Source organism: Sphingomonas sp. GW821-FHT12D09 (assembly GCF_058807215.1).
Genome location: NZ_JBXAQL010000002.1, coordinates 128,390 through 147,252, shown reverse-complemented (window position 1 = coordinate 147,252; position 18,863 = coordinate 128,390). Strand labels below are relative to the sequence as shown.

General features: G+C 66.6%; 21 protein-coding genes. 9 read left to right on the top strand and 12 right to left on the bottom strand.

The features are described from left to right. Positions 1–75 precede the first annotated feature (75 nt). The 3 genes from lipB (at position 76) to AC1RPL_RS10515 (ending at position 1,946) form a co-directional block, all read left to right on the top strand. Positions 76–717 carry a lipoyl(octanoyl) transferase LipB gene (gene lipB / locus AC1RPL_RS10525; RefSeq protein ID WP_493069255.1) on the top strand — a complete coding sequence of 214 codons (642 nt, stop codon included), beginning with the start codon at positions 76–78 and terminating at the stop codon, positions 715–717. Between the two features lie 114 nt (positions 718–831). Beyond that, positions 832–1,074: a hypothetical protein gene (locus tag AC1RPL_RS10520; RefSeq protein WP_493069254.1), complete on the top strand. Its 243-nt coding sequence runs from the start codon at positions 832–834 to the stop codon at positions 1,072–1,074. 191 nt (positions 1,075–1,265) lie between these two features. After that, positions 1,266–1,946: a hypothetical protein gene (locus AC1RPL_RS10515; protein ID WP_493069253.1), complete on the top strand. Its 681-nt coding sequence runs from the start codon at positions 1,266–1,268 to the stop codon at positions 1,944–1,946. Positions 1,947–2,108: 162 nt separating this feature from the next. Here the strand turns inward: AC1RPL_RS10515 and queE are convergent, their stop codons facing one another. The 8 genes from queE to AC1RPL_RS10475 all read right to left on the bottom strand — a co-directional run bounded on the left by queE (position 2,109) and on the right by AC1RPL_RS10475 (position 8,939). Continuing rightward, positions 2,109–2,741, bottom strand: a complete 633-nt coding sequence (gene queE, locus AC1RPL_RS10510; protein ID WP_493069252.1) for a 7-carboxy-7-deazaguanine synthase — start codon at positions 2,739–2,741, stop codon at positions 2,109–2,111. Positions 2,742–2,752: 11 nt separating this feature from the next. Further along, complete coding sequence (queC, locus tag AC1RPL_RS10505) at positions 2,753–3,436, bottom strand: 7-cyano-7-deazaguanine synthase QueC (protein ID WP_493069251.1); 684 nt, start codon at positions 3,434–3,436, stop codon at positions 2,753–2,755. 180 nt (positions 3,437–3,616) lie between these two features. Continuing rightward, complete coding sequence (locus AC1RPL_RS10500; protein WP_493069250.1) at positions 3,617–4,024, bottom strand: DUF3617 domain-containing protein; 408 nt, start codon at positions 4,022–4,024, stop codon at positions 3,617–3,619. Positions 4,025–4,092: 68 nt separating this feature from the next. Beyond that, positions 4,093–5,055 carry an Hsp33 family molecular chaperone HslO gene (hslO, locus tag AC1RPL_RS10495; protein ID WP_493069249.1) on the bottom strand — a complete coding sequence of 321 codons (963 nt, stop codon included), beginning with the start codon at positions 5,053–5,055 and terminating at the stop codon, positions 4,093–4,095. 62 nt (positions 5,056–5,117) lie between these two features. After that, positions 5,118–6,038, bottom strand: a complete 921-nt coding sequence (gene argF, locus AC1RPL_RS10490) for an ornithine carbamoyltransferase (RefSeq protein ID WP_493069248.1) — start codon at positions 6,036–6,038, stop codon at positions 5,118–5,120. 149 nt (positions 6,039–6,187) lie between these two features. Beyond that, positions 6,188–7,384: an aspartate aminotransferase family protein gene (locus tag AC1RPL_RS10485; RefSeq protein ID WP_493069247.1), complete on the bottom strand. Its 1,197-nt coding sequence runs from the start codon at positions 7,382–7,384 to the stop codon at positions 6,188–6,190. A 167-nt stretch (positions 7,385–7,551) separates the two neighbouring features. After that, on the bottom strand, positions 7,552–8,097 hold the full coding sequence (locus AC1RPL_RS10480; protein WP_493069246.1) for a hypothetical protein: 546 nt from the start codon (positions 8,095–8,097) through the stop codon (positions 7,552–7,554). Between the two features lie 2 nt (positions 8,098–8,099). Beyond that, positions 8,100–8,939, bottom strand: coding sequence for an ABC transporter permease (locus tag AC1RPL_RS10475; protein ID WP_493069245.1), 840 nt, complete (start codon positions 8,937–8,939; stop codon positions 8,100–8,102). 55 nt (positions 8,940–8,994) lie between these two features. Between AC1RPL_RS10475 and AC1RPL_RS10470 the strand changes: the two genes are divergently transcribed. Further along, positions 8,995–9,663 carry a GcrA family cell cycle regulator gene (locus AC1RPL_RS10470; protein ID WP_493069244.1) on the top strand — a complete coding sequence of 223 codons (669 nt, stop codon included), beginning with the start codon at positions 8,995–8,997 and terminating at the stop codon, positions 9,661–9,663. Between the two features lie 50 nt (positions 9,664–9,713). Here AC1RPL_RS10470 and AC1RPL_RS10465 read toward each other — a convergent pair whose 3' ends face one another. Next, on the bottom strand, positions 9,714–10,088 hold the full coding sequence (locus tag AC1RPL_RS10465; RefSeq protein ID WP_493069243.1) for a hypothetical protein: 375 nt from the start codon (positions 10,086–10,088) through the stop codon (positions 9,714–9,716). Positions 10,089–10,188: 100 nt separating this feature from the next. Between AC1RPL_RS10465 and AC1RPL_RS10460 the strand changes: the two genes are divergently transcribed. From AC1RPL_RS10460 to AC1RPL_RS10445, 4 genes are all read left to right on the top strand, one after another. Next, entirely contained in the window at positions 10,189–10,503 is a 315-nt protein-coding gene (locus AC1RPL_RS10460) for a hypothetical protein (RefSeq protein ID WP_493069242.1), read from the top strand. Further along, the gene (locus AC1RPL_RS10455; RefSeq protein ID WP_493069241.1) at positions 10,500–12,026 is read left to right on the top strand and encodes a methyl-accepting chemotaxis protein; all 1,527 of its coding nucleotides are present in this window, start codon (positions 10,500–10,502) and stop codon (positions 12,024–12,026) included. The genes AC1RPL_RS10460 and AC1RPL_RS10455 overlap by 4 nt, the downstream gene beginning before the upstream one ends. A 91-nt stretch (positions 12,027–12,117) precedes the next feature. After that, on the top strand, positions 12,118–14,100 hold the full coding sequence (parE, locus tag AC1RPL_RS10450; RefSeq protein ID WP_493069240.1) for a DNA topoisomerase IV subunit B: 1,983 nt from the start codon (positions 12,118–12,120) through the stop codon (positions 14,098–14,100). Positions 14,101–14,236: 136 nt separating this feature from the next. Further along, the gene (locus tag AC1RPL_RS10445; RefSeq protein WP_493069239.1) at positions 14,237–15,559 is read left to right on the top strand and encodes a serine hydrolase; all 1,323 of its coding nucleotides are present in this window, start codon (positions 14,237–14,239) and stop codon (positions 15,557–15,559) included. Here AC1RPL_RS10445 and AC1RPL_RS10440 read toward each other — a convergent pair. Both AC1RPL_RS10440 and AC1RPL_RS10435 read right to left on the bottom strand, forming a co-directional pair. Continuing rightward, positions 15,556–15,819, bottom strand: a complete 264-nt coding sequence (locus AC1RPL_RS10440) for a hypothetical protein (RefSeq protein WP_493069238.1) — start codon at positions 15,817–15,819, stop codon at positions 15,556–15,558. The two genes, AC1RPL_RS10445 and AC1RPL_RS10440, sit on opposite strands and share 4 nt — an antisense overlap. Continuing rightward, positions 15,816–16,649, bottom strand: a complete 834-nt coding sequence (locus AC1RPL_RS10435; RefSeq protein ID WP_493069237.1) for an AIM24 family protein — start codon at positions 16,647–16,649, stop codon at positions 15,816–15,818. Before AC1RPL_RS10435 ends, AC1RPL_RS10440 begins: the two co-directional genes overlap by 4 nt. 173 nt (positions 16,650–16,822) lie before the next feature. On the opposite strand from AC1RPL_RS10435, the gene AC1RPL_RS10430 reads away from it, so the two are divergent. Next, positions 16,823–17,995 carry a hypothetical protein gene (locus AC1RPL_RS10430; protein WP_493069236.1) on the top strand — a complete coding sequence of 391 codons (1,173 nt, stop codon included), beginning with the start codon at positions 16,823–16,825 and terminating at the stop codon, positions 17,993–17,995. A gap of 43 nt (positions 17,996–18,038) precedes the next feature. On the opposite strand, the gene AC1RPL_RS10425 is transcribed toward AC1RPL_RS10430, so the two are convergent. Beyond that, positions 18,039–18,830, bottom strand: coding sequence for a LysR family transcriptional regulator (locus AC1RPL_RS10425; protein WP_493069235.1), 792 nt, complete (start codon positions 18,828–18,830; stop codon positions 18,039–18,041). Between the last annotated feature and the right edge of the window lie 33 nt (positions 18,831–18,863).

The following is an 18,863-nucleotide window of genomic DNA, read 5'->3' as shown; positions in this document are numbered from 1 at the left end:
GCCCAAGGGTGTTAGCCGCAGGACAGTTTGTTGCCAATGCTTGCGCAATCGCTTCGGCGTGCGCAATTCGCACGCATGACGAACGATATCGAATGGCGGGTCGCGCCAGCTCCAATCGAATATGGCGCCGCGCTGGCCGAGATGGAGGCGCATGTCGCTGCGCTTACCGCGGGCACAGCGCGCGAGCGGATCTGGCTGCTCGAGCATCCGCCGGTCTATACCGCCGGCACGAGCGCGAATGATGTGAGTGAACTGGTCGATGCGCGCTTCCCGGTCTTCCGCACCGGGCGCGGCGGGCGCTACACCTATCATGGGCCCGGCCAGCGCATCGGTTATCTGATGCTCGACCTGCGCGCACGGAAGCGCGACGTGCGCGGCTATGTCCATGCCGTCGAGGGCTGGGTGATCGCGGCGCTGGGCGAATTGGGCATCGAGGCATTCCGCGCCGAGGGGCGGATCGGCATCTGGACGCTCGACCAGGCGGGACAGGAAGCCAAGATCGGCGCGATCGGGGTGCGCATCCGGCAATGGGTGACGATGCACGGCTTTGCGGTAAACCTCTCGCCGAACCTCAATGATTTCAACGGGATCGTGCCGTGCGGCATCGCCGAGTTCCCAGTCACCAGCGCCGCGGCGCTCGGCAAGCCGGTAACGAACGAGCAATTCGATTTAGCGCTCGAAGCCACATTTTTGCCATTTTTGGACGCTCTCACCTGAGCGAGGTCAAATTCGAGTCTTGAGGGGTTTGCCCGAACCGTCTAATGTCCACTCCGGTTTGGGTATTAAGCGGCGTAACCGTAATCCAAATCCATAATCTAGGGAGCTTTCTACATGCGTGCAGTCATTTCGAAGATCGTTGCAGGTTCGATGATCGCCGGCGCGGCCCTCCTGGCCTCGGCGTGCACCAGCAATGAGTCGACCAACGTGACCAACACCACCACCGAGGTCGTTCCGACCGAGAACGTGACCACCGACACGATGGTCACCAACATCGACGCCGCCGCCACCGAGAACGGCGCCGTTGTCGAGAACACCACCACGACCGTGACGACGAACACCACCAACGCGATGTAATTCGCGCCCGGTAGAGTGTTTGACGAAAGGGGCCGTCCGGGCGACCGGGCGGCCCTTTTCCGTTTCCGTGCACGCTTTTGCGATGAAATGCCGGGATGGCACGGGCCGAATGGTAAAAAAGGGCTTCTACGCGGACTCGTAACGCCGTAACCCGTGCAAACGGGGTTCAACTGGTAGTTTTAGAGGGCAACATGCTCGCATCGCGTATCGCACTTGTGCTCGCCGGGGGGATTGGCCTGTTCGCCGCCATGCCTGCTTCGGCGCAGTTCTTCCTCAAGCCCGCCACGCTGGCGACCGGGCGCGTGACCGGCGAAGAGCCGGGCATGACTGGTCCGGCTCTGCCGGGCGCCACCGCCGACGAGTTGCGCGCCGCGCTCGCCTGGAACCTGCGCGCCGCGCTCAACGTCGCCGCGCTCCAGTGCCAGTTCGAGCCGACCCTGCTGTCGGTCGACAACTACAATTCGCTGATCAAGGATCATTCGATCGAGCTGCGTGATTCCTACGCTACGCTCGAGAAATATTTCGTAAGGGCATACAAGAACAAGAAGCAGGGCCAGCTAGAGCTCGATAAGTACGGCACCCGTATCTATTCGGGCTTCTCGACTGTTCAGGGTCAGCTATCTTTCTGCCAGACTGCCGCCGCAATCGGCCATGACGCGGTCTTCGTGAAGGCGGGTCGGTTCAGCGAACTGGCGCAGGACCGCATCAAGGAACTGCGCGCGAGCCTGGGCCCGTGGGGCGAGCAATATCGTCCGTCGGGCTATGTCATCACCGGCATGTACGGTGTGAAGATGCCGCCGTTCGGCAACGACAAATGCTGGAAGAAGGGCCTTTACCAGGCCAAGAAGTGCGGTCCGCTGCTGCTGGATTGAGCTGAGCCATTCCCCTCCCTGCAAGGGAGGGGTTTGGGGTGGGTTGGAAAAGGTCGGGCGCGATGCCCGGCCTTTCCTTTGTCCCCTGCCGACGGTTGGGCTCGCTACGCTCGCGACCGACCCCCAGCCCCTCCCTTACGGGGAGGGGAGCTAAAGGTGGGTTCACCGCAAACCCAGCATCTTGTGCGTCTGCAGCGTCAGCCGCCATTTCGGCCGCGCCATCGCAAAGGCGATCGCCGCCTCGATATTCTCCTGCGCCGCCACGCTGTCCATCGGCTGGATCAGGAAGTTGGCGAAGTCCCAGCCCTCGATCGCCTCGACATCGGTGCCCGGCTGCGGCCAGACCAGCTTGAGCTCGTTGCCGGCGCGCTGGACGATTTCGCTGCCCGCCTTGGGGCTGATGCACACCCAGTCGATCCCGGGATGCGCGGGCAAGGTGCCGTTGCTCTCGATCGCGATACGGAAGCCGCGAGCGTGCAGCGCCTCGACCAGCGCATCGTCGACCTGAAGCATCGGCTCGCCGCCCGTGAGCACCACGAAGCGCGCCTCCGCCCCCTCGCCCCAGAAGCCCTCGACTGCATCGGCCAGCGCATCGGCCGTGGCGAACTTGCCACCGCCCAGCCCGTCGGTGCCGACGAAATCGGTGTCGCAGAACTGGCAGACCGCGCTCGCCCGATCCTGCTCACGCCCGGTCCAGAGGTTGCAGCCGGCGAAGCGCACGAACACGGCGCGTGCACCGGCGTTCACGCCCTCGCCCTGGAGCGTGAGGAACATCTCCTTGACGCTGTAGGTCATGGCCAAAATTCCTAGGGCTTGACGGCGTACTTCGTCGGATCGGCGATGCCGGCTTCCTCGAAGCCCTTGGCGCGCAGGCGGCAGCTGTCGCACAGTCCGCAATGCAAGCCCCCGGGCGCTGGATCGTAACAGGACCAGCTCAGCCCCATGTCGAGCCCCAGCCGCGCGCCTTCGCGCACGATATCGGCCTTGGTCATGAACTGCAGCGGCGCTCGGATATGGAAGGGCTCGCCCTCCACCCCGGCCTTGGTCGCCAGCTCGGCGAGCTTCTCGAAGCCCTCGATGAACTCCGGCCGGCAATCGGGATAGCCCGAATAGTCGAGCGCATTGACGCCGATATAGATGTCACGGGCGCCCGACGCCTCGGCCCAGCCGAGCGCGAGGCTGAGGAAGATCGTGTTGCGCGCGGGGACGTAGGTGACCGGGATATCGTCCCCCACCCCATCCTTCGGCACGTCGATATCGGCGGTGAGCGCGGAGCCCCCGAACGCGCGCAGGTCCATCGGCATCACCACGTGGCGCTCGGCACCCAGCATGGTGGCGACGCGGCGTGCGGCGGCGAGCTCGATCTGGTGACGCTGGTTATAGTCGAACGAAAGCGCGAATATCCGGTGCCCCGCCTCGCGCGCGAGCGCGGCCGAGATCATCGAATCGAGTCCGCCCGAAACCAGTACAATTGCAACGCTGCCAGTCATCGGCGCGCCCTACTCCGGATTTTGCTGCAAAGCAAAATAGGCTGCTCCCAGGCGACAAGGCGCAAAATGGGCCGCCGAAGCGGCCCAGGATAGGGAAAACCCATGCTCAGGGAGGAAAGTGCTCAAAGAAGAGCAACGCCACGGTAGCGCGCCAGCAATGAAATAAATGTTAAGGCCCGTTCAGCTGCAGGCGCTGACGCGGCGTGCCTCATATTCCTGCTCGAAGGGCGACCCGTCGAGTACGCCCTGCGTCTCGATCTTCACCAGCCGCGGCGTCTCCACCGTGACGGTGGTTCGGCCCTGGCCGCGCCCGGTGCACGTATAGCGCACCGTCACCGCGCGCTGGTCCTCGCTGATCACGAATTGCTCGCACGGCGCATTGCCATGGGCGATCTGAATGAAGTTGACCGGCGCGGTGAAGCAGATCTTGCGTTCGCTGCCGAGCCGCTCCTTGAGCAGCCACTGGCCGCGCTCGACCGTCGCCATCACGCCCTGCGGTGCCGCGCGATGGGCCACGGCCGGCCCGTCTCCAACAATAAACAGCGATGCGCCGGCAAGTGCCGCGCACATCATACGCCTGAACAACATACGCACGTCCTCCCGTCGCAGCCCCGAAGGCCCGCGCCCTTGCCCCGATATGGCGGGATTCCGCCGAATTACAACGCCGGCGGAACGAAATCGGCGAGCTTCACCGGGAATTTCTTCGAGCAGAAAGCGCAATCGACGCTGATCACGCCGTCCTCATCCGCCATCTCGGCACGCTCCTCTTCGGGGAACTTGCTCAGCACGCTGGTGATGTAGTCCGGATCGCACCGGCAGCCCCGCGCCAGCGCCGAGCCGGCGAGGATGCGCACTTCTTCCTCCTCGTTGAACAGCCGCCAGACCAGCGATTCGAGCGGGATCGACGCATCGCCGAGCTCGTCGATGCCCATCGTCGAAGCCAGCGCCTCGACATGCTGCCATTCGGGATGGTCGAGCCGCACGTGCAACCGCTCGCGCCCCGCCTCACCCTCCGGCAGATGCTGGAGGAACAGGCCGCCGGCGACCCATTTGCCGCTGGTCTTGTCGCGCCTGGCACCCAGCTGCACCAGGCTGGGGATCTGCTCCGACTGGAGGAAATAGCTCTGCGCCGCCTCGGCCAGTGAACCGCCGTCGAGCGGGACGATGCCCTGGTAGCGCTCCTTGGTCGCCGCCTGGTCGAAGGTGACGGCGAGATGCCCCTTGTTGAACAGCGCGTAGAGCGAAGGGCTCTCGCCCAGCTCCGCCAAGCGCTCGGCATCGAACTGCACATAGCCGCGCAGCTCGCCATTCTTGTAGTCGCACACCAGCAGGCTGACGATGCCGCCCTGGGTCTGCGCCTGGAGCGTCATCTGCCCCTCGCCGCCCTTCAGCGTCGAGCCCAGCAGCGCGGTGAGCGTCAGCGCCTCGGCCAGCAGCCGCTCGATCTGCTCGGGATAGGCGTGCGCCGAGAGGATCTCGTCGAGCACCGGCCCCAGCCGCGCGACCCGGCCGCGGGTGTGGCGGGCAGGAATGGTGAAGCCGGTCACGCGATCGAGATCGGTGGTGGGGGCGATGTTGTTCACGTCGAAATCCTCGCTGCCCGGCGCATGGCCGGTCATGCCTGGAGGCATTGGTTGTCGGAAGTTGGCCCGAATGTAGGGAGCCAAACTTTCGAAACAACTCAGCCGATCTGTCCGAACACCCAGCGTAGCACCGCCTTCTGCGCATGAAGGCGGTTCTCCGCCTCCTGCCAGATCAGCGACTGCGGGCCGTCGATCACGGCATCGACCACTTCCTCGCCGCGGTGCGCGGGCAGGCAGTGGAGGAACTTGGCGCCCGGAGCGGCCTGCGCCATCAGCGCCTCGGTCACCTGGAACGGCATCATCGCGGCGAGCTTGGTCTCGGCATGCGACTGGCCCATCGAGATCCAGGTATCGGTGACGATGATGTCGGCGCCGTCCACCGCTTCTTGCGGCGTGCCGACGACCTTGGCCCGGCCCTTGCCGCGGGCGACATCCTCGTCCGAGGGCTGGAAGCCCTGGGGGCAGGCCGCGACCACGTCGAAGCCCATCAGCCCGCCGGCCTCCATGATCGAGGCGAGGACATTGTTGCCGTCGCCCAGCCACGCGACCTTGAGCCCGTGCAGGCCGTAGCCCGCCTCGAGGATCGTCTCCATGTCCGCCATGATCTGGCAGGGATGCGAGGCGTCGGTGAGGCCGTTGATCACCGGCACGCTGGCGTATTTCGCCATCTCGACCACCTTCGCGTGATCGTCGGTGCGGATCATGATCGCATCGACATAGCCCGACAGGATGCGCGCGGTATCGGCGATGCTTTCGCCCCGGCCGAGCTGCATGCTGCCGGCGTCCATCACGATCGAGGTGCCGCCGAGCTGGCGGATCGCCATATCGAACGAAACCCTGGTCCGGGTCGAGTTCTTCTCGAACACCATCGCCAGCACGCGGCCGGCGAGCGGAGCGTCGGCATCGACCTTGCCCTTGGGCCAGCCGGCGCGGGCCGCCTTGCGGGCAATGGCGTCGTCGAGCATCGCCTGGATGCCCGAGGTACCGGCGTCGGAGAGATCGAGGAAATGGCGGGTCATCTTAAATCCTCCCTCGCGCAAGCGGGGGAGGTGGTACGCGAAGCGTGACGAAGGGGGCGCCTCCCCGCACGTCAGAGCCCGCGGAGAAGCCCCCTCCACCATGCTGCGCATGGTCCCCCTCCCCCGCTGCGCGAGGGAGGATCTGAAGTTCAATCGTCACTGGCGATCCCGAAGGTCCGCGCGCCTTCGCTCAGGCGCTCGATGCACTCGGCGATGTGATCCTCGTTGATCACCAGCGGCGGCAGCACGCGGAACACGTTCTCGCCCGCCGCCACGGTCAGCAGCCCGTGATTGTCGCGCAGATGGGCGACGAAGTCGCGGCTCACCGCCGGCTCCTTCATCTTGATGCCGAGCATCAGGCCCTTGCCGCGGATCTCCTCGAACAAATGATCATGGTTCGGGATCATCTGCTCGAAGGCCTGGCGCAGGCGCTCGCCCATCTTGGTGACGTTCTCGAGGAAGCCGTCCTCCAGCATCACGTCGAGGATGGCCGAGCCGGCGGCCATGGCGAGCGGGTTGCCGCCATAGGTGGAGCCGTGGGTGCCGATCACCATGCCCTTGGCCGCTTCCTCGGTCGCCAGGCAGGCGCCGAGCGGGAAGCCGCCGCCGATGCCCTTGGCCGCGGTCAGGATGTCGGGCGTGATGCCGTAATGCTCATAGGCCCACATCTTGCCGGTGCGGCCGTACCCGCATTGGATCTCGTCGAGCACCAGCAACAGGCCATGCTCGTCGCACGCCTTGCGCAGGCCCTGGATGAACTCCGGCGTGCCCGCGGTCATGCCGCCCTCGCCCTGCACGGTCTCGACCAGGAAGCCGGCGGTCTCGTCGTCGATCAGCGCCAGCGCGCCCTCGAGATCGTTGAACTTGGCATAGGCGAAGCCCGGCAGCAGCGGCTCGAAGCCGTCGCGCATCTTGGCCTGGTCGGTCGCCGAGATCGCGCCGAGCGAACGGCCGTGAAAGGCGTTCTTGAAGGTGATCAGCTTGTGGCGCTGCGGGTTGCCGTTGGCGAAGTGATAGCGGCGCGCGGTCTTGATCGCGCACTCGATCGCCTCGACGCCGGAATTGGTGAAGAACACCGTGTCGGCGAAGCTGACGTCGATGATCCGCTGCGCCAGCGCCTCGCCCTGCGGGCTGCCGTACAGGTTCGACACGTGCATCAGCGTGGCGACCTGGTCCTGCAGCACCTTGGTGAGGTGCGGATGGCCATGGCCGAGCGCGTTGACGGCGATGCCGGCAGCGAAATCGAGATATTGCTCGCCGCGTTCCCCATAGAGGTAGACGCCCTCGCCTCGCACCGGCCGCACAGCGCACCGCGGGTAGACGGGCATGAGCGGGGTGATGGTCATGGGAACATACTCCTCAGGAAAAAGCTCGAAACGAGGCTCCAGAAACGCAAAAGGGCGGCCTATCGGGACCGCCCGAGGCGGGTGTTTACGAGCGGGGGGCCGGGAGCGTCAATAATCGTTTCGGCGAGGGGCATGCCCGCGCGCCATATCGCAATGGCCCATCAGATTTACCAAGCTTTGATGATATGACCGATCGCAACGATCAAGCCGAGCAAGGCCACGGCAAAGGCAACCCATTTACTGATGCGAAATATTGGTTCACCCGCCTTGACACGCTTCCACTCGACTTTCAGGAGCCTACCAGAATTAGCGATGAGCTCACTCGCAGCATCACCAAATTCTGACGCAGAATTAGCATCGTGTGCCTCCATCGCATGAAGACTTGCATCCATGCGATCAACGGCCGCCATAATTTCTTTCGAGAGATTTTCATTCGGATTCAAGCGCAATTTCAAGCGACCCAACGCAAGATTCATTTCTTCAAAACACTTACGCCTGTCAGTATGGTCATCCACATCAGTTGATGAGCAGTAAATGGTCGCGAGCCGACTGGACGATGCAACGAACTTAGTAACGTCGTCGCGAACGGCATCAATCCAAGCCTGCCTGAACTCCGATGTCTTTTGCTCTTTCGCAGCAATCAAGCCGAGGAACGACAACCCTGCGGCAATGCAAGCTGCTATGATCGCACCGAGGGCAATATCGGGTACCATGTTCAGTTCTTGATCTTCCACCCGCGCCGCAACAGCGCATAGCAGACGAAGCCCAGCACCACGTCGAGCGCCAGGATCACCAGGCTGCCGATCAGGATCGGCGAATCGGCCACGCCGATGAAGCCGTAGCGGAAGCCCGAGATGATGTAGAAGAACGGGTTGGCGTGGCTGATCGCCTGGAAGGTCGGGGCGAGCCGCTCGACCGAGTAGAAGGTGCCCGAGAGCAAGGCGAGCGGGGCGACGACGAAATTGGTCACCGCCGCGGCATGGTCGAACTTCTCCGCCCAGATCGAGGTGAGCACGCCCAGGCAGGCGAGCAGCACCGAGCCGAGCAGGCCGAACCACAGCACCGCCCAGAAATGATGCGGCACCGCTTCGCTGCCCAGATAGACGAACATCGCCAGCCACACCGCACCGCCCACCATGAACGCACGCGTCACCGCCCCGCCGACGATCCCGAGCAGCAGTTCGGCCGTGGAAAGCGGGGGCATCAGATAATCGACGATCGTCCCCTGGATCTTGCCGACGAGCAGCGAGAAGCTGGAATTGGCGAAGGCGTTGTTGAGCATGCCCATCACGACCAGGCCGGGGGCGACGAAAGCGGCGAAGGGCACCTCGGCCCCACCGACATGCACGGCGCCGCGCGCACCCAGCGCGGTCGTGAAAACCACCATCAGCATGAGCTGCGAGATCGCCGGCGCCCATATCGTCTGGAGCTGCACCTTGAAGAAACGGCGCACCTCCTTGATATAGAGGGTGCGCAAGCCTCCCCAGTTGACGTTGCGAATCACCGGAACGCCGGGCTCGGGGAGCTGTTGACCGATTTCTGGCTGGCTGCGCATCGCAGGTTCGCGTAACCGCTGACCGCGCGGCCCGCAAGGTGAAGGAAGAGAAGTTTTGAGCTGGACCGAAGAGCGGATCGATACGCTGAAGAAGATGTGGGACAGCGGGCTGACCGCAACCCAGATCGCCGAGGAGCTGGGCGGGGTGAGTCGCAATGCCGTGATCGGCAAGGCCCACCGCTTGGGCCTGCCGGCGCGCCCCTCGCCCGTGAAGCCCAATGAGCCCAAGGCTGCGGCCGAGCCCAAGGCTACACCGGCGCCCCGCGCTGCCGCACCCGCCGCGACGCCGGCTCCGGCCCCAGCGCCGCGCGCTGCGGCGCCTGCCGCAGCCGCTGCCCCAAGCGATTCGCCCGACGCCGCGCCCGATGCGCCGGTGAAGCCCAGCGGCCCCGTGCTCCGCTCGGTCGGCCCCGGTGGCTTCGTCCGCCAGAATCCCGGCGAGCAGAGCCCGCCGATCACCCCGGCCCCGCCGCGCCGCCTCGTGCCGGCCCGTCCGAGCGAAGCGATCGCGGGCAAGACCGGCCTGCTCGATCTGAACGACAAGATCTGCAAGTGGCCGCTCGGCCATCCGGGCGAGCCGGACTTCCATTTCTGTGGCGACAAGGTCAATCCGGGCTTCCCGTACTGCGTCGCGCATTGCGGCCACGCCTATCAGGCGCAGCTGCCCCGCCGCGACCGCCGCCCGCCGCCGCCGCTGCCCTTTGGCGGCCCGCGCGTGCGCTGAGCCAATAATCGGGCTGCGGAGCGATCCGCAGCCCGATTGCTTTCGGGGCCTCACCCGTCGGGCGTGAACAGCCCCTGCAGCCCGGTCAGGATCGCGATGATGCCGAAGATCGCGAGCAGCAGCCCGCGCCCGCTGGTGCCGCCCTGCGGCGCCGCCTGGCTGGTCAGCCGGTCCCAGAGCAGCGCCAGGCCCACGCCGATCCCGACGATCTCGAAATGGAAGACATGCGGCCCGCTGGTCAGGTGGACGATCAGCCAATAGCCGCCCGCCGCCAGCGCGACGATGCCGACGATCCAGCCGAACGGCGCCAGCTTGCCGGCGAATCGGGCGAGATCGTCCCCCACCCGCGGCGACTGGGCGAGCAAGGCCGTGGCGAGCAGGAAGCCGCCCAGGATGTTGGCGAGGTCGAGAAGCAGCGCGATCATCCGCGTCCAACGCGACACCCCGAAGTTCGTTTCGACGGCGGATCTACGCATTCATACTTGGTTTACCGTTTGCTAACCTTCCTCGGACTAGGCGGGAGCAATGAACCGTTTCGGAGGATTCCTGGCCCGCCATGCCCTGAGCGCACAGCTCGCGCTCGTCCTGGTAGCGCTGGCCTGTGCGGCATTCTGGCCGCCGAGCCAGGGGCGGATGCTCCTCGTGCCTGTGCTGCCGGGCGCAGCCAGGCACATGCTCGCCCGCGCCGTCGATGGCGGCGCGCAGCTGCTCGGCAGCGGCCCGATCCCGGGCAGCTTCGTCATCGCCGGAAGCCATCTCGCCATCGCCTCGGCGTTGACCGGCGAGGGCGTCATGATCCTCGCCGCCCCGCCGGCCTTGTGCGGGGGAGCAGCGGCATGAACGAGATCGATCGCCTGCGCCGCCGCGGCGTCGAAGTGCTGGTGGTGGCCAGCTGGGCAACCGTCGTCACCGTCTTCGTGCTCGGCGTGCTGCTCCGCGGCGGCCAGCGCGAGTGGATCACCCTGCTGCTCGGCGCCGCCGCCAATGTCGCGCCGACCATCGTCGCGCTGCGCCATCGCCACGACCTGTCCGCGCGGCTGATCGTCGGCACGCTCGCCGCGATCCAGCCCGCACTCGCCGTCTATGCGCTCACCGGCCATGCCTGGCAGATGGACGCGCACATGTATTTCTTCGTCGGGCTCGCGGCGCTGACCCTGCTCTATGACTGGAAGCCGATCGCGCTCGCCTGCGGGCTGATTGCGGCGCACCACATTCTCTTCCAGCTCCTGCCCCCGGCCTGGGTGTTCGAAGGCGGCGGCGATTTCGGGCGGGTGATCTTCCACGCGGTGGCGGTGCTGCTCCAGTTCGCCGTGCTCTATTACCTCACCACCCAGCTCGTCCGGCTGATCGACGCCCAGGCCGATGCCCGTGCGCAGAGCGAGCGCTTCGCCGCAGACGCGACCGCGCGCCGCGACGATGCCGAATCGGCGCTTGCCGCTGTGCGCGCCGCAGAAGCCCGTGAGCGTGCCGAGCGCGAACGCCGCGAGGCGAGCGAGCGCGGCGCCAGTGCCGAGCGCCGCCGCGAGATGCTGGCGCTGGCCACCGCCTTCCAGGAATCGGTTGCCGAGACGGTGCGCGACGTGACGCGCGCGTCGAGCGACCTCGACCATTCGGCCCGCTCGCTCAATACGCTCGCCCACCGCGCCAGCGGCGAGCTTGCCGCCACCGTCCACATCGCCGCCCAAGCTTCGGAGACTGCCGAGGGCCTGGCCATGGGGGTGCGCCAGCTTTCCTCCTCGATCATGGCGATCGCCACCAGCGTTGACCAGCAGGCGACGCTGAGCGGTGCCGCGCGTGGCGTCTCGCGCTCGGGCGAACATGCCGTCCGCTCGCTCGCCGACCGCGCCAGCACGATCAGCGAATTCGCCGAATCGATCCAGGAAATCGCGGCACGCACCAATCTGCTCGCATTGAACGCGACGATCGAGGCGGCGCGCGCCGGCGAAGTCGGCCGCGGCTTTGCGGTGGTCGCGCATGAAGTGAAGGCGCTCGCCAACCAGACCGGCCACGCCACCGAAGAGATCCGCGCGCTCGCCGGCACTGTCCAGGGCGGCGCGACCGAGGCGCATGACGCGCTGGGCGAGATCGCCGCCACCGTCGCTGAAGTCGCCGCTGCCGCAGAGTCGATCCGCGCCGAAGTCGATGGCCAGCGCCTCGCCGCGGGCATGATCGAGGCGACCGCGCACGACACCGCCCAGGGCGCCACCCGCATGGCCGAGCGTATCGGCGCGGTCGCCACCGTGGCGAGCGACACCGAGGAACTGTCCGACCGCGTCTCCTGCTCGGCGACGGGGCTTTCCCAGGCCGCGCTGGCCCTGGAAGCAGCGACCGATAAGTTCATCGCGCAGCTGAAGGTGGCCTGACTTTCAATTCCTCCCCGAGACAAGCTCGGGGAGGATTTAAGAGCACCCCCTCCGCTTGCGCCCTTCCCCCCGCACCCCCTATACGTTCTCCATGGCTGCTGAAGACTTGTTTGCCGCGCCGGGCGTGCCCTCTGGCACCTATGACGCTTCCTCGATCGAGGTCCTTGAGGGGCTGGAGCCGGTACGGCGCCGCCCGGGCATGTATATCGGCGGCACCGACGAGCGCGCGCTCCACCACCTCGCCGCCGAAGTGCTCGACAATGCGATGGACGAGGCGGTCGCCGGCCATGCCAATCGCATCGAGGTTCTGCTCGAGGCCGGCAACCGCATCACCATTACCGACAATGGGCGCGGCATGCCGATCGATCCGCACCCGAAATTCCCCGACAAGTCGGCGCTCGAAGTGATCCTTTCGATGCTGCATTCGGGCGGCAAGTTCTCGGGCAAGGCCTATGCGACGAGCGGCGGCCTGCACGGCGTCGGCATCAGCGTGGTCAACGCGCTGTCGATCGACACCACGATCGAAGTCGCGCGCGACAAGCAGCTCTATCGCCAGCGCTTCAGCCAGGGCCAGACGCTGGGGCCGCTCGAGCACCTCGGCGGCACGCCCAACCGGCGCGGCACGTCGGTGAGCTTCGTCCCCGATGCCGAGATCTTCGGCGAGATGCTGTTCAAGCCAAGCCGGCTCTACAAGCTGGTCCGCTCCAAGGCGTATCTCTTCGCCGGTGTCGAGATCCGCTGGAAGTGCGATGCGGAGCTGATCAGCGACGAGACTCCGCCCGAGGCGGTGTTCCAGTTCCCCGGGGGCCTTGCCGACCACCTCAAGGAGCAGCTCGGCAGCCGTGAATGCGCCACCGCGGATTTCTTCGCCGGGCGCCAGGATTTCCCGGGCGAGAATAACGGGCGCGTCGAATGGGCGGTGTCGTGGCCGCTGTGGAGCGACGGCTCGTACAGCTGGTATTGCAACACCATCCCGACGCCCGATGGCGGCACCCATGAAGCGGGCCTGCGCGCGGCACTGACCAAGGGCATCCGCGCGTTCGGCGAGCTAGTCGGCAACAAGAAGGCCAAGGACATCACCGGCGACGATGTGATGACCGGCTCCGAACTGATGCTCTCGGTGTTCATCCGCGATCCGCAGTTCCAGTCGCAGACCAAGGACCGGCTGACCTCGCCCGAGGCAACCGGCCTGGTCGAGAAGGCGGTGCGCGATCATTTCGACCATTTCCTGGCCGACAATATGGAGCGCGGGCGCGCGCTTCTCGGCTATGTGGTCGAGCGGATGGACGATCGCCTGCGCCGCAAGCAGGAGCGCGAGGTCAAGCGCAAGACCGCGACCTCGGGCCGCAAGCTGCGCCTGCCCGGCAAGCTCACCGATTGCTCGGCCGACGATCCCGCGGGCACCGAGCTGTTCATCGTCGAGGGCGATTCGGCCGGCGGCTCGGCCAAGCAGGCGCGCAACCGCAAGACCCAGGCGATCCTGCCGATCCGCGGCAAGATCCTGAACGTCGCCAGCGCCACCTCCGCCAAGATCCTGGCCAACCAGGAAATCGCCGACCTGATCCTCGCCATGGGCTGCGGCACCCGCAAGGACTGCGATCCCAGCAACCTGCGTTACGAGCGGATCATCATCATGACCGACGCAGACGTGGACGGCGCCCATATCGCCACGCTGCTGATGACCTTCTTCTTCCAGGAAATGCCCGAGCTGGTCCGCCAGGGGCATCTCTACCTCGCCCAGCCGCCGCTCTATCGCCTCGTCTCGGGATCGAAGAGCGCCTATGCCCGCGACGACACGCACCGCGCCGAGATCGAGGCGACGGTGTTCAAGGGCAAGAAGGTCGAAGTCAGCCGCTTCAAGGGCCTGGGCGAGATGAACCCCAACCAGCTCAAGGAAACCACGATGGACCCGGCCAGCCGGGGCCTGCTGCGCATCACCCTGCCCCAGGAATATGAGGAGCGCGCGGTGGTGAAGGACCTGGTCGACCGGCTGATGGGCAACAACCCCGCGCACCGCTTCGCCTTCATCCAGGAGAATGCGGCGCGGCTCGACGAGGAAGTGATCGACGCCTGAGCCGGCGCCGCTTCGCGCAATAATGTTGATATCATGATTTTCATGCGCTATGACGGCTGCGCAACGAAGTTGACACGTCGCCTGCGCGTGTATCAGGCGAGTAACACGACTACAACTGTAATCGAAAGCTCCGCACATGCGCCATTTGCTTCTCGCCCTTCCGGTTTTCGCGCTTGCCGTGCCCGCGGCCGCGCAGACGGCGCCAGCTGCCGCGCCCGCGGCGCAGCCTGCCCAGGCCGATCCCGCCTTCACCGTGCGGCTCGGCGAGCTGCTCGCGATCTTGAACGGCGGCGGCGATTATGCGGCGTTCTTCACGCCCGCCTTCCAGGAGAAGGTGCCCAGGGAGAAGTTCGTCGGCGTCACCGCGCAGCTGATCGCAGCCAATGGCAAGCCGATCGCGATCCTGGGCGTCGCGCAGGAGACGCCCTGGCGCGCGACCGTGCGCGTGCAATATGAAACCGCGGTGGCCAACGTCCTGCTCGTCGCCGATCCGGCGGCGCCGCACCAGGTGGGCGGGCTGCTCGTCCGCGGCTTCGAGGCCGCCGAGAAGACGATGCCCCAGGTCGAAAGCGCGCTCGCCGCACTGCACGGCGAGACCGGCTATGCGATCGCCAGGCTGGGCGCGGGCACGCCGCAGTTGCTCGCCGGGCGCAATGCCGACAAGCCCTATGCGATCGGGTCCGCATTCAAGCTGGTGATCCTCGCCGAGCTGGTCCGCGCCACCAATGCGGGGACACGCAAATGGGACGATCTCGTCACGCTCGACGGCAGCCCCCTGCCTGGCGGCGGTTACGCCAGCAAGCCCAAGGGCACCCAGGTCAGCCTGCGCGAGCTGGCGACGCAGATGATCTCGATCAGCGACAACAGCGCGACCGATATCCTCCTCAAGACGCTGGGCCGCGAGAAGGTGGAAGCGATGATGCCCGTGCTCGGCATTGCCGATCCGGCGCGCAACAGGCCCTTCCTCGCCACGCTCGACATGTTCAAATTGAAGGGCGTCGCCGGACTGGGCGACCGCTATCTCGCGCTCGACGAAGCCGGGCGGCGCAAGCTGCTCGACGGCGAAGCGGCTGCGGTGCCGGTGATTCTGATCGACCAGACCAGCTTCCTGAAGAAGACGCCCAGGATGATCGACACGCTCGAATGGTTCGAGAGCCCGAACGACCTGGTGCGCGTGATGGACTGGCTGCGCCGCAATACCGAAGGCCTTGCCGGCACGGATGCGCGCAAGATCCTGTCGACCAACCCCGGCGTCAGCCCCGATGTGCGCGGCAAGTGGCAGTGGATCGGCTACAAGGGCGGATCGGAGCCCGGCGTGATGAACATGACGCTGCTGCTCCAGGCGCAGAATGGCGACTGGTATGTCGTCACCGGCAGCTGGAACGATCCCGCCAAGGAAGTCGATCAGGGCCGCTTCGCCGCATTGATCGGCAAGGCGGCCGAGCTGACCGCACCCTAGATTTCCCCGCGCATCCGCCGCTTGTGATATTTGCTGCGCGCGCCGATCCCCAGGATCATCAGCGCGAAGCCGGCGACGATCGCGGCCAGGACGACCAGGTTCGGGATCGGCGTCCAATAGGCGTTGACCAGGATCAGCGCCGAACCGAGCACCGCCAGCGCCACCCCGGTGCGGCGCGGGCCGCGGGCGACGCCGAGCAGCTCGCGGCGATAGGCACGGCGTTCCTCGGCATCGTTGAGATTGGGGATCGGCCGGCTCAACGATTGCCTCCGATGATGTCGCCCAGGGGGCCGAGGATCGAGCCTTCGCCGCGATTCTGCCCGCCGTTCGGCATGGCGGCGGCGAGCATCCGGCCGGCCAGGCGCGAGAAGGGCAGCGACTGGATCCACACCTTGCCCGGCCCGCGCAGCCGCGCGAAGAACAAGCCCTCGCCGCCGAAGAACACGCTGCGCACCCCGCCTGCGGTGATCAGGTCGAACTCGACGCCGGGCGTGTAGGCGGCGAGACACCCGGTATCGACGTGGAGCTCTTCGCCCGGGGCCAGTTCGCGTTCGACCACCATGCCGCCGAACTGGACGAACACCCAGCCATCGCCGTCGAGCTTCTGCATGATGAAGCCCTCGCCGCCGAACAGGCCGGTCATCACGCGGCGCTGGAAGGCGATGCCCATCGACACGCCCTTGGCGGCGCAGAGGAAGGCGTCCTTCTGGCAAATCAGGGTGCCGCCTATCTGATCAAGCTTGAGCGGCACGATCGCGCCGGGCACGGGGGCCGAGAACGCCACGCGCGCCTTGCCCGAGCCGTTGTGCGTGAAGACGGTGGTGAACAGGCTCTCGCCGGTCACCAGCCTTTTGCCCGCGCCGAGCAGCGCCCCCATGAAGCCGCCGCCCTGGCCGCTGCCATCGCCGAACACGGTGGTCATGCCGACGCTCGCATCCTTCCACACCAGCGCGCCCGCCTCGGCCACCGCGCTTTCACCCGGGTCGAGCTCGATCTCGACGAACTGGAGCTCCTGCCCCTTGATCTCGAAATCGATATCGTCGGCCAGGCCGGGGCTGCGGCTATGATGGCGCCAGGGGCTTTCGGGCATGATCGGCTCTCCGGGTTGGAATGGCCGAACCATAGCCAATTGCCGCCGCCCCGGACAACGCCGCGCGGGCCAATGCCTGAAATTTGCGCGCTGCCGTCACGATTGCCAAATCCAGGCATGGAAATGTCCCGGAAATTGCGTATCCTGCCGGTTCGAAAAAGGGAGACCCCGAGATGCGTCGAGTCCTTGCCCTCCTGCCGATCCTGATCGCCACCCCCGCGCTCGCCCAGCAGAACAATGCCGACGAGCCCCCGGCGATCGTGGTCACCGGCACTCCGATGGACAAGAGCGCCAGGCTGCTCAAGGACTGCATCGCCCGCCATTGCCCGCCCAGGGAGGATATCGACGCCTCCATCGCGCATGCCGAGAACCAGTTCATCGCCGGCGAATATCAGGCCGCGCGGGAGACCCTCGCCGCCTCGCACAACCGCAACCGGCGGTTCGCGCGCGACTATCCCACCGATGTCGCCGACCTGTCCCGCGCCTATGGGCGGCTGACCAATCTCAGCGGCTACCCCGAGCAGGGGCGCCTTCTCCAGATCGATTCGCTCGAGGCCCTCAAGGAGGGGCTCGGCTCGGCCGACGCACGCATCCTCGTCCAGCGCATCGCGACCGGCGACGAATATGTGAAGCAGGGCCGCGTCATTGCCGGCGAGGAAGTGTACCGCAAGGTCGAGAAGCAGGCGCGCAAGGCCGGGGAGCTCGACGTCGTCGGCATGGCGCTGCTGCGCCCGGCGATCGTCAATGTCGCCCTCGCCAAGATCAACGTCGCCTATGCCGGCGACGCCCGCGCTGCGATCCGCCGCGTCCTCGACACGCAGGAGCCCGAGCTGGCCCCGCATCGCGCCGCCGCCCGGATCCTCGCCGCCCGCCTCGCCGGCCAAGGCAGCGATATGGCGGCATTCGACAAGGCGATGGCCGACCTTGGCGACCAGCGCACCGATCGCGCCGTGCTGGTCTACAGCCCGCCGATGGAAGTGCTCTCGCGCGAGCCGGACCTGGACTACAAGGTCAGCTTCAACACTGCGCCACAGTGGATGGACGTGCGCTTCCGCGTCGATGCCGATGGCCGGGTGCAGGACGTCGAGGCGCTGCGCATGTCCGATGGCGCCCAGCGCAACTGGCGGGAGCTCGCGCTCGAGTCGGTTGCCAGGCGGCGGTACCTGCCGCTCGCGTTGCCGGCTGGATCCAGCGGCATGGTCCGCCTCGAACGCTTCTCCTATGTCTTCGACGTCGGCGGCCAGACCGGCTCGCGCATGGCCGTGCGTTCATCGCAGGGCCGGATCTCGTCGCTCGACATCACCGCCGATCCGCCCGGTAAATCCGCGACCGACAAGGGCCGCTGAGCCGGATCGGAGCGGCCGGGGACCAGCGCCTTGGCCAGTCGGCTCAGGACGCCAGCGCGTCGACCAGCGTCTTCACCTTCTTCTGGCGCCATTGGGGCAGCGGCGCGACCAGCCAATAGCCGAGCTTCGAAGCCTTTGGCTCGCCGACCACCACGACGCGGCCCGACGCGATATCGGTGCGCGCGAGCAGCTCGGGCACGGTCGCCCGGCCGAGCCCTTCGGCCGCGGCCTCAAGCGCCAGCCCCGCATCGGCGACGCGGACCAGCGACCCGGCATCCTCGGCCATGCAGCCCGGCCAGGAAATGCGCACATCGATGCTGCCGCCTGCCCGCTCGACCGTGACCATGCCGTCGCTCTCCAGCGCCTCGCCTTCATGCTCGCCCGGACCTTCGCCCCATCGGATGGCGAGGTCGAGATTGGCCTCGGTGAAGTCGATCGCGTCGTCGGCGGGGACGAGCATGAAGCGGATCTCGCTGTCGCCGCGGGCGATTTCGGCAAGGCGCGGCATCAGCCATTTGGCGGTCAGGTCGCGCGGCGCGGCGATGGTCAGCGACTTCGACGATTGCCCCGCCTGCATCGCGCGCACGCTTTCCTCGAACTGAAGGAAGCCAGCGCGCAGCGCCGCGAGGCCTGCCTCCGCCTCCGGCGTCAGCTCCAGCCCCTTGGTAGTGCGGCGGAACAGGACGACGCCCAGCGTGTCCTCCAGCGCACGGATCTGCTGGCCGACCGCCGCCGGCGTCACTGCCAGCTCGTCCGCCGCGCGCGTGAAGCTCAGGTGCCGCGCCGCGGCGTCGAGCACGCGCAGGCCGTTAAGGGGGAGATGGGTTCTTTTCATTGTGCCAGACTCCAGGAGCGCGACACACTCTCC